Origin of the sequence: Pseudomonas sp. BF-R-26, assembly GCF_019947395.1 — a bacterium.
Classification (GTDB): Bacteria; Pseudomonadota; Gammaproteobacteria; order Pseudomonadales; family Pseudomonadaceae; genus Aquipseudomonas; species Aquipseudomonas farris.
Genome location: NZ_JAGYGK010000014.1, coordinates 151,876 through 169,306, shown reverse-complemented (window position 1 = coordinate 169,306; position 17,431 = coordinate 151,876). Strand labels below are relative to the sequence as shown.

The 17,431-nt window shown below is 59.6% G+C and carries 13 protein-coding genes and 1 pseudogene; 12 read left to right on the top strand and 2 right to left on the bottom strand.

What is annotated here, in order from left to right; genetic code table 11:
- Position 1 precedes the first annotated feature (1 nt).
- The gene (locus tag KGB18_RS21595) at positions 2–682 is read right to left on the bottom strand and encodes a hypothetical protein (protein WP_123718974.1); all 681 of its coding nucleotides are present in this window, start codon (positions 680–682) and stop codon (positions 2–4) included.
- Complete coding sequence (locus tag KGB18_RS21590; protein ID WP_123718975.1) at positions 679–1,827, bottom strand: DUF2515 family protein; 1,149 nt, start codon at positions 1,825–1,827, stop codon at positions 679–681. The genes KGB18_RS21595 and KGB18_RS21590 overlap by 4 nt, the downstream gene beginning before the upstream one ends.
- A 325-nt stretch (positions 1,828–2,152) precedes the next feature.
- Between KGB18_RS21590 and gcbA the strand changes: the two genes are divergently transcribed.
- From gcbA to purD, 12 genes and pseudogenes are all read left to right on the top strand, one after another.
- Positions 2,153–3,823 (top strand): diguanylate cyclase GcbA, encoded by a 1,671-nt coding sequence (gene gcbA, locus KGB18_RS21585; RefSeq protein WP_223570449.1) that lies wholly within the window; start codon positions 2,153–2,155, stop codon positions 3,821–3,823.
- A 1,491-nt stretch (positions 3,824–5,314) separates the two neighbouring features.
- Positions 5,315–5,821, top strand: a pseudogene (locus tag KGB18_RS30140) (methyl-accepting chemotaxis protein); the annotation flags it as partial.
- Positions 5,822–5,984: 163 nt separating this feature from the next.
- Positions 5,985–7,724: a protein-disulfide reductase DsbD gene (locus KGB18_RS21575; protein ID WP_223570448.1), complete on the top strand. Its 1,740-nt coding sequence runs from the start codon at positions 5,985–5,987 to the stop codon at positions 7,722–7,724.
- A 132-nt stretch (positions 7,725–7,856) separates the two neighbouring features.
- Positions 7,857–8,309 (top strand): type II 3-dehydroquinate dehydratase, encoded by a 453-nt coding sequence (aroQ, locus tag KGB18_RS21570; RefSeq protein ID WP_007937215.1) that lies wholly within the window; start codon positions 7,857–7,859, stop codon positions 8,307–8,309.
- A gap of 46 nt (positions 8,310–8,355) precedes the next feature.
- Positions 8,356–8,817, top strand: a complete 462-nt coding sequence (gene accB, locus KGB18_RS21565; RefSeq protein WP_038978781.1) for an acetyl-CoA carboxylase biotin carboxyl carrier protein — start codon at positions 8,356–8,358, stop codon at positions 8,815–8,817.
- Between the two features lie 17 nt (positions 8,818–8,834).
- Positions 8,835–10,193 (top strand): acetyl-CoA carboxylase biotin carboxylase subunit, encoded by a 1,359-nt coding sequence (accC, locus tag KGB18_RS21560; protein ID WP_123718979.1) that lies wholly within the window; start codon positions 8,835–8,837, stop codon positions 10,191–10,193.
- Positions 10,194–10,521: 328 nt separating this feature from the next.
- Entirely contained in the window at positions 10,522–11,400 is an 879-nt protein-coding gene (prmA, locus tag KGB18_RS21555; RefSeq protein WP_123718980.1) for a 50S ribosomal protein L11 methyltransferase, read from the top strand.
- 30 nt (positions 11,401–11,430) lie between these two features.
- On the top strand, positions 11,431–12,651 hold the full coding sequence (locus tag KGB18_RS21550) for a DUF3426 domain-containing protein (RefSeq protein WP_123718981.1): 1,221 nt from the start codon (positions 11,431–11,433) through the stop codon (positions 12,649–12,651).
- Between the two features lie 185 nt (positions 12,652–12,836).
- Complete coding sequence (gene dusB / locus KGB18_RS21545; protein WP_007907421.1) at positions 12,837–13,847, top strand: tRNA dihydrouridine synthase DusB; 1,011 nt, start codon at positions 12,837–12,839, stop codon at positions 13,845–13,847.
- On the top strand, positions 13,844–14,164 hold the full coding sequence (gene fis / locus KGB18_RS21540; protein ID WP_007907419.1) for a DNA-binding transcriptional regulator Fis: 321 nt from the start codon (positions 13,844–13,846) through the stop codon (positions 14,162–14,164). Before dusB ends, fis begins: the two co-directional genes overlap by 4 nt.
- 81 nt (positions 14,165–14,245) lie before the next feature.
- On the top strand, positions 14,246–15,853 hold the full coding sequence (gene purH / locus KGB18_RS21535; protein WP_123718982.1) for a bifunctional phosphoribosylaminoimidazolecarboxamide formyltransferase/IMP cyclohydrolase: 1,608 nt from the start codon (positions 14,246–14,248) through the stop codon (positions 15,851–15,853).
- Between the two features lie 190 nt (positions 15,854–16,043).
- A complete protein-coding gene (purD, locus tag KGB18_RS21530; protein ID WP_123500880.1) occupies positions 16,044–17,339 on the top strand; it encodes a phosphoribosylamine--glycine ligase in 1,296 nt (431 codons plus the stop codon).
- The last annotated feature ends 92 nt before the right edge of the window (positions 17,340–17,431 follow it).

Sequence of the window (17,431 nt, the reverse complement as noted above, 5' to 3'; positions counted from 1 at the left end):
TTCAGTTGAGTTGAGGGGCAGGAAAGTGATGGGGTTCGTCGCACGGATACCGGGCTTCGATTGCATCGAAGGACAGCCAGGGCTTGGAGAGTTCTAAAGTGATGAGGTAGCGTTCTTCAGTCGGATTTCTATAGTCCTCGAAGCGACCCAGCAGCAGCATTGCCTCATATTTGTCGCCAGCCTGCCAAAAAGACCGGCCTTCTCGAATACCTTTCCTCAGGAATGCACGCCATTCAGGGGTATCGGCGATCGTGGGGTTATTACACAGCCCCGTCGCCACCCAGCCTCTTGCGCGCCATTGCTCTTGCAGGCCTAGAACAATCTTGAGGGCGTCATCGATCAGCAGCGGCTCGATCTGCGGGGACATGCGAACGTCCTCGATGACATTGTCGTTAAACGCAACGGTGAAAAAACGCGCCAGAGGCGTAACGAATCCATATAGCGGGTCGATAAATCGCAACCGTGCATCGGTCTTGGGAATGCCGAACCAGACGTGCCCGCGTATCAACGGACTAAAGGAAGCGGAGGAGTTACTACGCATATCTTCATACGTCCCACCCATTTCCAGAGCGACTTCCGGATCATCCGAGAGTGCTTCGGTCGCCCAACGCACAGCGAGCACGCTCAAAATAATCAGCAATGCCAGCCGCCAACTGCGGACCGCTCTCGACGATATGATCATGACTGGCTGCCGGCGGCGATCTCTCGAATTGATTGCTCCAACGCCGACCGGTTGGCGTTCTGCAACATTTCGTCAAAACGTGCCGCTGCCCGAAGTACGAAAGGCATTCGCTGATTGATATCCGACAAGTCCGCCAGCGGGTTGTTGCTGAAACCAATGGTGCGGCCGTCCTCAACACGCTGGCATTGGCTGGTCAGAGTCAGCTCGATAGCCTGGGCGACGCCCGAAGGTAAACCGGTCACGTAAGAGGCATGATTGCCACGCAGCAAAGCAACCAATTGTTGATCCTGGTAAATCGCAGGCTGGAGAATATTGCGCTGTTCGTGCCAGGCCAAATACTCCACGCTGTCGACAATATTCCCAGTCTCTATTGCCTCGAAGGCTTGCATAATTTGTGAATATCTTCGTCCAAAACGGAGCTTTTCCTCCCCCACCGGCCAAAGCACCGGCCATTTTGGATGTCCAAAAATTCCTTCACGCGCTTCAAGGCACTGCTTAAACTCTTTAAACCCACGCTTCGCATAAAACTCATGCAACGGAAAAATATCCAGAAACAGCGTGGTATTCCCCATCGCCATCATGTCGTACACATGTCGGAATTGTTGCTGCACCAATGACAAGTCCTCTCCTGCGGAACGGAAATCCACAGAGGGAACAGGATTGCGCGCATCGGCTTCTTTATAGTCACGCAACGCGTCTGCCTGTTCGGTCATCCTGTCCGGAGTCAAAATCCCTGACTCACGGCGACTGTCCCGCAAACGTTGCCGCGCTTCATACTCATCGCGAATAAGATCAATGCTGTCCGCCGCATGGAGCAGTCCGCAACCAACCTGCTTCGAGGCGAAGGCCGCTAACCCTGCCCACTGGAAGCGCCGGTCATGCAGCCACAATCGGGCGTAAGCGGCATTGATCGCGCGGTTGCGCTCTACCGGGTCGACAATCAATACACCATCCGGTGCGACGATTTTTTCTGCCTCACGCTGATAGGTACGCCAGAGGCATGAACAAGTAAGGATCGGCACATCCGTAACCAGGGTCTTGCTGCCATAAAGCCGCACTTCTTTGCATTCACAGTCAGCTACGGGCGTGCTGTTGTGATTCAGGCGTAAATCATCGATGGGGTGTTCTTTGAAACACTGGGTCATGGTTTGCGGACGAGCGTCTAAGGGAATCCCTGAACCCTAACAGTCGTAAACGCCGCCCGAATCATGCCAATGAAAAATCAGAAATCCCTGACAGACGACGTATGCCGGAGGCTAGGAAGTTCCTCTGAAACAAGCGGGAAACGTCCAGAAACAGCCTATACGCTGGCTCATGTGTACATCGACCGGAAAAACAAGACCGGCCGGTCATAAACTGAATGAAGTCGCCTTGCAGATTATTGACGTACGACACTCATGCAATCGAAAAGAGGTGCTAGCATAGAGCCACCAGTCGATCTCAGCATGCACCCTAACTAGTAGTCAGGATATGACCGAGCCAGAAGACCCCAGCCGTGAGCGCCTCAAGCACCACTTTGCCCAGCGGGTAATTCATCAGGCACGTCAAATTCTTGAGATATGGCAACGCCTGCAACGCAACGAATGGTCCACCACCGACTTGTCGGAACTGAGTGAGGCCAATCTGCGCCTGCTGCGCTTTGCCGAACGTTTCCAACAACCGGAACATACCCAGTTGGCGCGCCACATCGGCCAGTCGCTGGAAGCGGTCGACGCCAACCGCGGACGCCTGAGCAGCGGACTGATCACTGACCTCAATCGCCTGATGCAGCGCCTGTCCCGCACCGGCTTGCGCCATGGCGATCAGCTCGAACAGACCTTTCTGCCGCCGCTGCGCAAACCGATCTACGTGATGTTGCAGGATCACGACCGGGCCGAGCGGCTGGCCAAGCAACTGGAATTCTTCGGGCTCAGCGCTCAATCCCTCGACAGTGTCGCCGCATTCCGCTCCTCGATGGTCGAGCGGTTGCCGGCGGCGATTGTCATGGACGTCGATTTCAGTGGCGCCGGCATCGGCCTGAAACTGGCGGCCGAAGCCCAGGAAGGCCTCGACCAGCCCTTGCCGCTGTTGTTTTTCAGCCTGCACGAAACCGATACCCCGACCCGCCTCGCCGCTGTGCGCGCCGGCGGCCAGGAATTTCTCACCGGCACTCTCGAAGCTTCAAGCCTGCTGGAAAAGATCGAAGTCCTGACCTGCGTCGCCCAATACGAACCTTATAAAGTGCTGATCATTGACGACTCCCGCGCCCAGGCCTTGCACACCGAACGCCTGCTCAACAGCGTCGGGATCGTCACGCGAACCTTGATCGAACCGATCCAGGCCATGGCCGAACTGGCGGATTTCCAGCCGGACCTGATCATCCTCGACATGTACATGCCGGCCTGCACCGGTACTGAGCTGGCCAAGGTGATCCGGCATAACGACCGCTATGTCAGCGTGCCGATCATTTATCTGTCGGCCGAAGACGACCTGGACAAGCAACTCGATGCCATGAGTGAGGGCGGCGACGATTTCCTGACCAAGCCGATCAAGCCACGGCACCTGATCACCACCGTGCGCAACCGCGCGGCACGAGCGCGCAATCTGAAAGCACGGATGGTGCGCGACAGCCTGACCGGCTTGTACAACCACACCCATATTCTGCAATTGCTTGAAGATTGTTCATTCCGCGCCCGTCGCGAAAGCAAGCCGCTGAGCTTTGCGATGCTCGATATCGACCACTTCAAACGGGTCAACGACAGCCACGGCCATCCCATGGGCGACCGGGTGATCAAGAGCCTGGCGCTGTTCCTCAAGCAACGGTTGCGCAAGACCGATTTCATCGGCCGTTACGGCGGTGAAGAGTTCGCCATTGTCATGCCGGACACTGATATCGAATCAGCCTACAAGGTGCTCGATGAAATCCGTCAGCGCTTTGCCGAAATTCACTACCCCGCTCAGCCGCAGGACCTCTGGTGCACCTTCAGCGCCGGCGTCGTCGAATTGCGCGAAGACTCTGACAGCCTGCTGATGGCCAGCCAGGCGGACGAGGCGCTGTACCGTGCGAAGAACGCCGGACGTAACCGCGTACAAGCCGCGCGGGAATCAAAGCAAAGTGCCACTTTTTCATCTGAATCGACCCATTCGGTCATAACTCTGTAACAGAAACGCAATAACTTCAGGCACTTACCATTCTGCCGTTGGTAGACCATGATGCGCCTGAAGCTGTTGACCAATCTCAATACCCTCCTTTTGGTCGCCGTGTGCGTGGCCCTTGGCGCCACGCTCTGGTGGTCGCAAAAAGCGCTGGAACGCCCCTATCTATTGATGGAGCGTTATCTGGGACTGTCTCAGCAGTTTCAAAATGAAGTGGCACGCAACGTCGAGGATTACCTGGCCAGCGGTGATGCCCTGCGCCTGAGCAGCGCCAGCCAAGCCATCGACGCCTTGCAAAAGGAACTCGGTGAGTTGCCACCGGCATTGGCCGACACCTTGCGTCCGAGCCTGTCGAACCTGGCTGAATTCAGCAAAACCGACCTGTTGGCTGCCGGCAAACTCGCGGGCGATCCGCAAGCACTGCTGCTGCAAGCCGAACGCGAACTTGGCGCCAGCCTCGATCAGCTCAGCCAATACGCCAGCGGCAACGCGGCGTACCTGACGCCCTTGCTCGTGGCCTCCCAGCACTTGGGCAAACTCTCCTTGGCTCGGAACAAACTGGTCAGTAGTGGTCGTAGCGAACTGGCCGCCGATGTCGAACGCGAGGTCGCCAACATCCGCACTCAAGCCGAGCAACTGGACGCTTTACCGCTGCTTGGTGTGACCGCCAGCAGTGAATCGAACACCGATGATTTCGCCGCGATGATGGGCCTGGAGAACACCGAGAAAACCGTCGCCGAAGATGCCGGTGTCGGCCTCAAGCGTGAACTCAACAGCCTGCTCACCCGCTACCCTTCGGAACTGGCGCGCACTCGCGAACAGATTCAGAAACGCGCCGACCTCAGCACCGCGACGCACGTGAAAATCGCCGCCGTGCAGCAGTCCATCGCCGGGCTGGAACCGGTGGTGCGTGCCCAGCACGGGCAGATCCAGAGCGAAGTGCGGTTGATGCAAGGGGTGATGATCGGGCTGATCCTGCTGATCGCATTGCTCATCGACACCTTGCAGCGACGCCTGGCCCGAACCCTGACCAACCTCGCCCCGGCGCTGTCGACCTGGGCTGAAGGTGACTTCAGTCGCGACATTCAACTGGGCGCGACCAACCGCGAACTGCATGACATTCAAGCCTCGCTCAATCGCTTGCGCGCCTATCTGGTCGACTTGGTAGGCACCATTCGCCTCAACGCCGAGCAAGTCGCCGGCAGCAGCCGAACGCTGGCCGAATTGAGCAATAACCTGCACAGTGGCGCCGAGCATCAGGCTGGCGACACCGCGCTGATCCGCGACTCTCTCGGGGAACTTGAGGCGACGATTCAACAAGTCGCCGGTGACGCCAGTCAGGCTGCCGATGCCAGTCGTCATGCGGGACTGGCGGTGGAACACGGTCAGAAAGTGATCGGCCTGAGCCTCACCGGGCTGCATGCGCTGGTGGGTGAAGTGCAAGGCAACGCGCAGATGATCGAACATCTGGCCGAAGAGTCGGCGACCATCGGCGGCGTGCTGACGGTGATTCGCTCGATTGCCGACCAGACCAACCTGCTCGCCCTGAACGCCGCCATCGAAGCGGCCCGCGCCGGAGAAATGGGCCGAGGGTTTGCGGTAGTTGCCGAAGAGGTTCGCTCACTGGCGCAACGCACCGCCGGGGCCACGGCCGAGATCCAGACGCTGATCGCCGGTCTGCAAACCGCCGCGCGGCAATCGGTCGAAGGCATGCGCGCCCAGGTCGAACACGCCGAAGCCACGGCCAATCAGGCTCAGGCGGCTGACGGTGCGCTGGATAAAATCGTCGGGGCGATCCAGACCATTTCCCACACCGCCGTGCGCATCGCCGATGTCACCGCCCAGCAGAGTGGCGCGGTCAGCGAAATCCGCGATCACAGTGAGCGGATTCACCAATTGGGTGGGGATAACTTACTGCGCATCGGCGAGGGGCGTGAACAGGGGGAGAATTTGTTGGTGCTGGGTGGACGGTTGCATACAGCCGTTCAGGCTTTCCGCGTCTGACAAACCGCTTTCGCGAGCAAGCCCACTCCCACAGGGTATGCGCTGTCCTTGTGGGAGCGGGCTTGCCCGCGATGGCGTCAGAACAACCACCAAAAGATGCCCCGTCCTGCACACCCCGCCACTGTCCGCTATCATGCCCACACTTTCGATACGCGAGATTGTCATGCGCCGTTTGCTCTGCCTGCTGTTTTTAGTGCTCGCCCTGCCGGCCTCTGCCGCCGGCTTGCTGGACAGTCGGCCCAGTTCCACCTTGGGTTCGATCAATAACAGCGCTGATTTCCTGCCGGTGCGCGAAGCCTTTCAGTTGAGCCTGGTAGAAAGCACGCCGCAATCGATCAAACTGCGCTTCGTCGCCACCGAGGGTTACTACCTCTACCGCCATCGCTTCCAGTTTCGCGCCGAACCGGCTGACATTGGCCTTGGCACGGCGCAACTGCCCAAGGGCGAACAAAAGCACGATGAGTTCTTCGGCGATGTCGAGGTTTACCACGGCATTCTCGATATAGAACTGCCGCGCACTGATTCCCGCGCCTTTACGCTGGTCGTCACCTATCAGGGCTGCGCCGACAAAGGCCTGTGTTACCCGCCCGAGACCGAACGCCTGAATATTGATGGCAGTGGCGCCGCGACCACATCCTGGAGCTGGCGCGAAGTGGCGCTGTTTTTCCTCGCCGGCGTTGGCCTGACCTTCACCCCCTGCGTACTGCCGATGCTGCCGATCCTCTCCGGGGTGGTCCTGCGCGGGCAGGTCGGTGGTTTACGCGGCTTTAATCTGTCGCTGGCCTACGTACTGCCGATGGCTCTTTGTTTCGCGTTGCTCGGGGCGTTGATGGGAATGTTCGGCGCACAGCTCAATCTTCAGGCACGCTTGCAGTCGGCCTGGGTGCTGGTGCCGTTCGCGATGTTTTTCGCAGTGTTTGCCCTGGCCATGTTTGGCGTCTTCGAACTGAAACTGCCCTACGCCATCAGCAGCCGCCTGGACCGGATTGCCGGGCGTACCGAAGGTGGCTCACTGTGGGGCGCGGCGGTGCTGGGCGTGGTGTCGAGCCTGCTGGTTTCGCCTTGTGTATCGGCACCACTGGCCGGCGCGCTGCTGTATATCAGCGCCAGCGGCGATGCTTTGGGCGGAGGATTGAAATTGTTCATGCTCGGCCTGGGCATGGGTGCGCCGCTGTTGCTGGTAGCGACCGGCGGCGCGGCCTGGCTGCCGAAAAGCGGGCCTTGGCTGATCTACGTAAAAAACGCGATTGGGGTGCTGCTACTGGGGCTGGCGATCGCTTTGCTCAGCCGGGTATTGCCGGGCCAGATCACCTTGTTGCTGATCGGCTTGCTCGCCGGTGGCGTCGGGTTGTTTATGGGCGCACTGGAATTCGTCTATAAACCGCCTAGAAAACGCCTGGGACAATTGCTCGGGATGTTCCTGTTGTTTTATGCCCTGGCCTGTTGGTACGGCGCCTTCACCGGCCAGACCGATCCGTTCAACCCTATTGGCCAGCCGCGCAATGTCGCCGACAAAGGTCAACCGCAAATCGTCGGCAACTGGCAAACCATCACCACGCCCGCCGAACTGGACCGTGTGCTCGCCGAAGCCAAATCCTCCGGCACGCCGCTGCTGCTCGACTGGTACGCCGACTGGTGCATCAGCTGCAAAGTCATCGAACACGAAGTCCTCAACGATGCCAATGTCGTCGAACGCCTCAAAGGCTATCGATTGATCCGTTTCGACATCACCGCCAGCAACGCCGAACAACGCGCCCTGCTTGACCGCTACAAGCTGTTCGGTCCTCCGGCACTGATGTTTTTTGGCAAAGATGGCGTCGAACGTGCCGATGTGCGGGTGATCGGCGAGATCAGCGCGAAAAACTTCGCCGAACGTGTTGCGAAAGCAAATGACCGGATTTAATGACCCAGTCACATATTTCGCGTAAACATCGGCCATCGTGCTGGCTATTGCATAGAACTGGACAGTCACAAAGGCTTTGCGGCATAGTCGCCGGGTTCTGACAATTGCATACAGATGACAAAGGAGCAGCAGATGGCGACCCTATTGGTTTTACACGGCCCCAACCTGAACCTGCTCGGCACCCGGGAACCGGGTGTCTACGGTGCAACGACGCTGGCGCAGATCAATCAGGATCTGGAACAGCGGGCGCGCAATGCCGGCCACCATTTGCTCTACCTGCAAAGCAACGCCGAGTACGAATTGATCGATCGCATCCACGCTGCTCGCGGCGAAGGTGTGGACTTCATTCTGATCAATCCAGCAGCTTTTACGCATACAAGTGTCGCATTACGTGACGCGCTGCTGGCAGTGAGCATCCCATTCATCGAAGTGCATTTGTCTAACGTGCACAAACGCGAACCTTTCCGCCATCACTCTTACTTCTCCGACGTTGCGGTGGGAGTGATCTGCGGCCTTGGCGCCAGCGGTTATCGACTGGCCCTGGAGGCCGCCCTAGAGCAGCTTGAAAGACAGGCAACAGCTTGAACAACAAGCGTTAAGCCCCTGACCGACCCTTGGGAGTTGATGATTCATGGATATCCGTAAAGTTAAGAAACTGATCGAATTGCTGGAAGAGTCCGGTATCGACGAGCTCGAGATCAAGGAAGGCGAAGAGTCCGTACGCATCAGCCGTCACAGCAAGACGCCGGCTCAGCAGTACTACGCTCCCGCTCCTATGCATGCTCCGGCGCCTGCGCCTGTCGCTGCTGCTCCGGTTGCCGCCGCTGCTCCTGCAGCTCCGGCTGCGCCTGTGCTGAACGGCAACGTTGCCCGTTCGCCGATGGTCGGTACTTTCTATCGCAAATCTTCGCCGTCCTCGCCGTCCTTCGTTGAAGTCGGCCAGACCGTGAAAAAAGGCGACACTCTGTGCATCGTCGAAGCCATGAAGATGATGAACCACATCGAAGCTGAAGCCAGCGGTGTGATCGAATCCATCCTCGTCGAAGACGGCCAGCCGGTTGAGTACGACCAACCGCTGTTCACCATCGTTTGAACCGCGGAGAAACTTTGATGACTGCGAAGTTGGAAAAAGTTCTGATCGCCAACCGCGGTGAGATCGCCCTGCGGATTCTGCGTGCCTGCAAAGAGATGGGCATCAAGACTGTCGCCGTTTACTCCAAGGCCGACAAAGAGCTGATGCACCTGGGCCTGGCAGACGAATCCGTCTGCATCGGTCCGGCATCGGCCGCGCACTCTTACCTGCACATTCCGGCCATCATCGCCGCGGCTGAAGTGACCGGCGCTACCGCCATTCACCCAGGCTACGGTTTCCTTGCGGAAAACGCCGACTTTGCCGAACAGGTCGAGAACTCCGGCTTCGCGTTCATTGGCCCGAAAGCCGACACCATTCGCCTGATGGGCGACAAGGTATCGGCCAAGCACGCCATGATCGCCGCAGGCGTTCCAACCGTTCCGGGTTCCGACGGCCCACTGCCTGAAGACGAAGAAACCGCTCTGCGCATCGGTCGCGAAGTCGGTTATCCGGTGATCATCAAAGCCGCTGGCGGCGGTGGTGGTCGTGGCATGCGCGTAGTTCACAAGGAAGAAGACCTGATCTCTTCGGCGAAACTGACCCGCTCCGAAGCGGGCGCAGCGTTCGGCAACCCGATGGTCTATCTGGAAAAATTCCTGACCAACCCACGTCACGTGGAAGTTCAGGTGCTTTCCGATGGCCAAGGCCATGCGATCCATTTGGGCGACCGCGATTGCTCGCTGCAACGTCGTCACCAGAAGGTTCTCGAAGAAGCGCCGGCACCGGGCATCGACGAGAACGCGCGCGAGGAAGTCCTTGCCCGCTGCGTCAAGGCGTGCATCGACATTGGCTATCGTGGCGCTGGCACTTTCGAGTTCCTGTACGAAAACGGCCACTTCTACTTCATCGAGATGAATACTCGTGTCCAGGTAGAGCACCCGGTTTCGGAAATGGTCACCGGCATCGACATCGTCAAGGAGATGCTCAGCATCGCCGCCGGCAACAAGCTGTCGTACACCCAGGATGACGTCGTTATCCGCGGTCACGCGCTGGAATGCCGGATCAACGCCGAAGACCCGAAAACCTTCATGCCTAGCCCAGGCACGGTCAAGCATTTCCACGCTCCAGGCGGCAACGGCGTTCGCGTCGATTCGCACCTGTACAGTGGCTATGCCGTTCCGCCGAACTACGATTCGTTGATCGGCAAGCTGATCACCTACGGCGCAACCCGTGACGAAGCCATGGCGCGCATGCGCAATGCGCTGGACGAAATCGTTGTCGACGGGATCAAGACCAACATCCCGCTGCACCGCGATCTGGTCCGTGATGCTGGCTTCTGCGAAGGCGGAGTCAACATCCACTACCTGGAACACAAGCTGGCTGGCGAAAAGCACTAAGCTGTGATCCATACCAACAAAGCCGCTTTCGAGCGGCTTTGTTGTTTCTGGATATTGGCTGCACGCAAAACCCTAGTGGCGAGGGAGCTTGCTCCCGCTCGGTTGCGCAGCGACCGCAAGACCATTCAACTGCGCGGTATCAGACAGATCCGGTTCGGCCATTTTGGGACCGCTTCGCGCTCCAGCGGGAGCAAGCTCCCTCGCCACAGGTTATTCGTTCAACTCCGAACTCAGCCTACCCGGTCGTCTTCTGCCTCGCGCTCGCGTAAACTTGCGCGCTTCTCGCAGCCCGCTAGGCTGCAATCTATATTTTTCAAAGGTGCCCGCCATGCCTTGGCTGCAAGTCCGTCTCGCCATCAGCCCAGAACAAGCCGAAACCTACGAAGACGCGTTCCTTGAAGTGGGCGCCGTGTCGGTGACTTTCATGGACGCCGAAGATCAGCCGATCTTCGAACCGGAACTCAATACCACCCCGCTGTGGTCGCACACTCACCTGCTGGCCTTGTTCGAAGGTGGCACCGAAGCCGCCAGCGTACTGGCCCACCTCGAGCTGCTGACCGGCAGCCCGCTGCCCGAGCATCACAGCGAAGTGATTGAAGACCAGGACTGGGAACGCAGCTGGATGGACGGTTTCCAGCCGATGCGCTTCGGTCAGCGCCTGTGGATCGTCCCGAGCTGGCACGCCGCGCCTGAGCCGGACGCGGTGAACCTGCTGCTGGACCCGGGCCTGGCGTTCGGCACCGGCACTCACCCGACCACCGCACTGTGCCTGGAATGGCTCGACGGTCAGGACCTGAAAGATTGCAACGTGCTCGACTTCGGTTGCGGCTCGGGGATTCTGGCGATTGCCGCGCTGTTGCTGGGCGCCAAGCAAGCCGTCGGCACCGACATCGACGTGCAAGCGCTGGAAGCCTCCCGCGACAATGCCGGTCGCAACAACATTGCCGACGAACTCTTCCCGCTGTATCTGCCGCAAGACCTGCCACAGGTTCAGGCCGACGTGCTAGTGGCCAATATTCTTGCCGGCCCGCTGGTTTCGCTGGCGACGCAGCTGTCCAGCCTGGTCAAGCCGGGCGGTCGCTTGGCGCTGTCGGGCATCCTCGCCGAACAAGGTGAAGAAGTCGCCGCCGCCTACGCTCAGGACTTCGATCTGGACCCGATTGCCAATCGCGACGGCTGGGTACGCATTACTGGCCGTCGGCGCTAGAATGAGCGCCTGCATAAACCGGATTGCCGCATGACCGACAGCTTCGTCACCCAGTGCCCGCATTGCCAAACCAGCTTCCGCGTCAGCCATGCTCAGTTGAGCGTGGCCCGCGGAGTGGTTCGCTGCGGCTCTTGCTTGCAGGTGTTCAACGCCGCCAAGCAGTTACTCGAGCAGCGGGCCGGCAAGGAGACGGTCAAACCGGTTGCACCGGCGGCCGTCGAACCGCCCATGCAGCGAGCCATCAGCCAAAAGCAATGGACCGCCGCAGAAATGGATCTGGACAGCCTGGATCTGGACGAAGAGCTCGCCCGGCTTGAACAGCGGGAAATCCAGCCCACAACGGAATTCACTCGGCCCCGCGAAGACAGCCTCAGCGCTCGCCGCGATACCACCGAGCACGACCAGGAGCCCTGGTCCGACAGTCTCTTCAGTGAATCGGCCGCCGATCGCGCACAAGTGGTCGATGCGCCCACGCCAGAACCGACGATCGAGCCGAGCAAACAATCGCGCACCGAGCCTTCGCTGTCGCTGGAGCCCGCGGATCTGGACGACGAACCCGAGATCCAACAGCTGCGCCTGCACGACCCGCTCGACGCCCCGATCCCCTTTGGCAGCCTGTCGGCGACTCCCGATGGAGTCGACGACGACCTGCCCTCGGTCGAGCCCCTGCGCAAGCGACGCGAACGCAGCGGACCGGCCCTGCGCGCGGAAGTGTTGGAGGACCTGACCGACGACCCGTTGCAACTGGATTGGAAAAAACGTCGCTCCCCCTGGGGTCGGCGCTTTTTCTGGCTGCTGCTGATCCTGCTCGCCGCCGCCGGCCTCGCTGGCCAATACGTCGCCTACCACTTCGACGAACTGGCGCGCCAGGACCAGTACCGTCCGTGGTTCCAGCAACTGTGTCCGCAGATCGGCTGCACCGTACCGTCCAAGGTCGACATCGCGAAAGTCAAAAGCAGCAACCTGGTGGTCCGCAGCCACCCGGACTTCAATGGTGCGCTGGTGGTCGATGCCATCATCTACAACCGTGCGCCCTTCTCCCAGCCCTTCCCGTTGCTGGAACTGCGCTTTGCCGACCTCAACGGCCACCTGATCGCCAGCCGTCGCTTCAAGCCCGGCGAGTATCTCAGCGGCGACCTCGAAGGCCTCGCGGAAATGCCGCCGCAAACGCCGATCCACATCGCGCTGGACATTCTCGATCCTGGCCCCAAAGCGGTGAACTACAGCCTGAGCTTCCATTCCCCCGAGTGAAACGCTCGAGTGTTACAGGCTTGACGGCAGTTTTCTGACTTTGACCGTTCCAACCAAACCGCTGGCGATAACGAATTAACTGTTCAGATTTTATCCAATTCAGCCTTTATCCAGTCATCGAGAGCGGGTATCATGCCAACCCTTTTTCGAACTCTCATGATCCGGCCCCACAACAGGGAAGTCCTATGTCGGCGGTACGCATCGGTCCATATACATTGCACAACGGCTTGATTCTCGCCCCCATGGCGGGTGTCACCGATCAGCCCTTTCGTCAGCTGTGCAAGCGACTGGGCGCGGGCCTTGTAGTCTCGGAAATGGTCACCAGCGACATGAGCTTGTGGAACACCCGCAAATCGCGGATGCGCATGATCCACGAAGGTGATCCCGAGCCCCGCTCGGTACAGATCGCCGGCGGAGATGCGCAGATGCTGGCGGATGCGGCCCGGGCCAACGTCGAACTGGGCGCACAGATTATTGATATCAACATGGGCTGTCCGGCGAAGAAGGTCTGCAACAAGGCCGCCGGCTCCGCCCTGTTGAAAGATGAAGCATTGGTGACCGAGATCCTGCAGGCCGTGGTGGCTGCGGTCGATGTGCCGGTCACCCTGAAGATCCGCACCGGCTGGGACCGGGCGAACAAGAACGGCCTGACCGTGGCGAAGATCGCCGAACAGGCAGGCATTACGGCGTTGGCGGTACATGGCCGCACCCGTGCCGATCTGTATACCGGTGAAGCCGAGTACGACACCATTGCCGCGATCAAGCAGGCGGTGTCGATTCCGGTCTTCGCCAATGGCGATATCGATTCGCCAGAGAAAGCCCGGTACGTGCTCGACGCGACCGGTGCCGATGGCCTGTTGGTGGGTCGGGCTGCCCAGGGGCAGCCATGGATTTTTCGTGAAATCGACCATTATCTGCGTACCGGCGAAAAACTCCCGGCACCGGAACTGATCGAGGTGGAACGTATTCTGCTTGAGCATCTGGCTGCGCTGCATGCCTTCTATGGCGACGTCATGGGCGTGCGCATAGCTCGCAAGCATGTGGGCTGGTATCTCGCAACCTTACCGGGCGCCAGGGAGTTCCGCGCCCACTTCAATCGTTTGGAAGATACGGAAGCACAATGCGCCTACGTTCGGGCCTTCTTCGCCGAACGTTACAAGAGCCTGACAGGGGACGGAGAAGGGGTGGCCGCATGACGATGATGACCGAGACTTTAGTGAGTGGAACAACACCCGTGAGCGACAACGTGAATTTGAAACAGCACCTCAACACACCGAGCGAAGAAGGTCAGACCCTTCGCGGGAGTGTCGAGAAGGCGCTGCACAATTATTTCGCCCACCTTGAGGGCGCTGCCGTCACGGATGTGTACAACCTGGTGCTCTCCGAAGTCGAGGCTCCCCTGCTCGAGTGCGTGATGAACTACGTGAAGGGCAACCAGACCAAGGCCAGCGAGCTGCTCGGGCTGAACCGGGGCACCCTGCGCAAGAAACTAAAGCAGTACGATTTGCTGTAAGCATTCAATCAAACCAGAAAGGCGCCCGCGTAAAACCGGTCGCCTTTTTTGCTGACTCCTTTGCTTTTGATGGAAATTGAAATGACCGACCAGACTACCCGCCTGCCGATCCGCCGCGCTTTAATCAGCGTTTCCGACAAGACCGGGATCCTTGAATTCGCCAAGGAGCTCGAAGCCCTGGGCGTCGAGATCCTCTCCACCGGCGGGACGTTCAAGCTGCTGCGCGACAACGGCGTTGCCGCAGTGGAAGTCGCGGATTACACCGGCTTCGCAGAAATGATGGACGGTCGGGTGAAAACCCTGCACCCGAAAATCCACGGCGGAATCCTCGGTCGTCGCGGTATCGACGACGCCATCATGAACGAGCACGGCATCAAGCCGATCGATCTGGTAGCGGTCAACCTGTACCCGTTCGAAGCCACCATCAACAAGCCAGGCTGCGACCTGCCGACCGCCATCGAAAACATCGACATCGGCGGTCCGACCATGGTCCGTTCGGCAGCCAAGAACCACAAAGACGTGGCTATCGTGGTGAATGCCAGCGATTACGCCAACGTCCTGGAAAGCCTCAAGGCCGGCGGCCTGACCTACGCTCAGCGTTTCGACCTGATGCTCAAGGCCTTCGAACACACCGCCGCCTATGACGGCATGATCGCCAACTACATGGGCACCGTGAACCAGGCGGCTGACACCCTCAGCACTGAAGGCCGCAGCGAATTCCCGCGCACCTTCAACAGCCAGTTCGTCAAGGCGCAGGAAATGCGCTACGGCGAGAACCCGCACCAGAGCGCGGCGTTCTACGTTGAAGCCAAGCCTGCCGAAGTTGGCATCGCCACGGCAACCCAACTGCAAGGCAAAGAGCTGTCGTACAACAACGTGGCCGACACCGACGCCGCGCTGGAATGTGTGAAGAGCTTCGTCAAACCGGCCTGCGTGATCGTCAAGCACGCCAACCCGTGCGGCGTGGCCGTGAGCCCGGACGCGGAAGGCGGCATTCGTCAGGCCTACGAACTGGCCTACGCCACCGACACCGAATCGGCGTTCGGCGGCATCATCGCGTTCAACCGCGAACTGGATGCTGAAACCGCCAAGGCCATCGTCGAGCGTCAGTTCGTCGAAGTGATCATCGCCCCGTCCGTCAGCGCAGAAGCCCGCGCCATCGTGGCTGCAAAAGCCAACGTACGCCTGCTGGCCTGCGGCGAGTGGTCGGCTGATCGCGCTCCGGCCTGGGACTACAAACGCGTCAATGGCGGTTTGCTGGTGCAAAGCCGCGACATCGGCATGATTGGCAGCGAAGACCTGAAAGTCGTGACCAAGCGCGCCCCGACCGAGCAGGAAATCAACGACCTGATCTTCGCCTGGAAAGTCGCCAAGTACGTTAAATCCAACGCCATCGTCTACGCCAAGAACCGTCAGACCATTGGTGTCGGCGCCGGCCAGATGAGCCGCGTGAACTCCGCTCGTATTGCGGCGATCAAGGCTGAGCACGCCGGGTTGCAGGTAGCAGGCTCGGTGATGGCCTCCGACGCCTTTTTCCCGTTCCGCGATGGTCTGGACAATGCGGCCAAGGTCGGCATCACTGCGGTGATCCAGCCAGGCGGCTCGATGCGTGATAACGAAGTGATAGCTGCTGCCGACGAAGCCGGTATCGCGATGGTGTTCACCGGCATGCGCCACTTCCGTCACTAACTAGACGACGGCCGCACTGAAGCCGGCATCTGCTGCGTTGGAGCCGACCTCGATGATGCTCATTGCCAAAAGGCAACTCCGCTCATCGAGGTCGACTCAGCCTTGCATCTACCGACTTCATTGCGACCTCCTACAGCGTGAAGCGCTTTAGGTTCTAAAAACAGAATTAGCGTCATCCGAGGTTTTTGAAATGAATGTTTTGATCATTGGCAGCGGTGGCCGTGAACACGCCCTGGCCTGGAAAGTGGCTCAGGATCCGCGCGTGCAGAAAGTTTTCGTTGCCCCGGGCAACGCCGGCACCGCCATTGAAGCCAAGTGCGAGAATGTCGCCATCGACGTGCTCGCCCTCGAGCAGCTTGCAGATTTCGCGGAGAAAAACGTTTCCCTCACCATCGTCGGTCCGGAAGTGCCGCTGGTCGCCGGTGTCGTCGATCTGTTCCGCTCCCGTGGCCTGGATTGCTTCGGCCCGACCGCTGGCGCTGCTCAGCTGGAAGGTTCGAAAGCCTTCACCAAAGACTTCCTGGCGCGCCACAAGATCCCGACCGCCGACTACCAGAACTTCACCGAGATCGAGCCGGCCCTGGCTTATCTGCGTGAAAAAGGCGCACCGATCGTGATCAAGGCCGATGGCCTGGCCGCCGGTAAAGGTGTGATCGTCGCCATGACCCTGGGCGAAGCCGAAGACGCGGTGCGCGACATGCTCGCAGGCAACGCGTTTGGCGATGCCGGCTCCCGTGTGGTGATCGAAGAGTTCCTGGACGGCGAAGAAGCCAGCTTCATTGTCATGGTCGACGGCAAGAACGTATTGCCAATGGCCACCAGCCAGGACCACAAACGCGTCGGCGACGGCGACACCGGCCCGAACACCGGTGGCATGGGCGCTTACTCCCCGGCCCCGGTCGTCACGGCCGAAGTCCATCAGCGGGTCATGGACCTGGTGATCTGGCCGACCGTGCGTGGCATGGCCGAGGAAGGTAACGTCTACACCGGCTTCCTCTATGCCGGCCTGATGATCGACAAGGCGGGTAACCCAAAAGTTATCGAGTTCAACTGCCGTTTCGGCGATCCTGAGACCCAACCGGTGATGCTGCGTTTGCAGTCGAGCCTGGTGTTGCTGGTCGAAGCCGCCCTGGCGCAAGCGCTGGACAAGGTCGAAGCACAATGGGATCCACGTCCGAGCGTCGGCATCGTATTGGCCGCTGGCGGTTATCCGGGTGACTACGCCAAAGGCGTTGCGATCAACGGCCTGGATGCAGCCGCGACACTGGAAGGCAAAGTCTTCCATGCCGGTACTGCGCTCAAGGACGGTCAGGTTGTGACCGCCGGTGGTCGGGTGCTGTGCGCAACCGCCATGGGCACCAGCGTCGATGCAGCCCAGCAGCAAGCTTACAAACTGGCAGCTAAAATCGACTGGGAAGGCTGCTTCTACCGCAAGGACATTGGCTACCGCGCCATTGCCCGCGAGCGTGGCGAAAATCAGGAATAAGCCATCCATTCGGCCAGGCAAGGGCTTGCGGCCCTTGCCTGACTATTCCGGCGCCGCGCATAGTTATACTTTGGCATTAACCTACGAAGGGA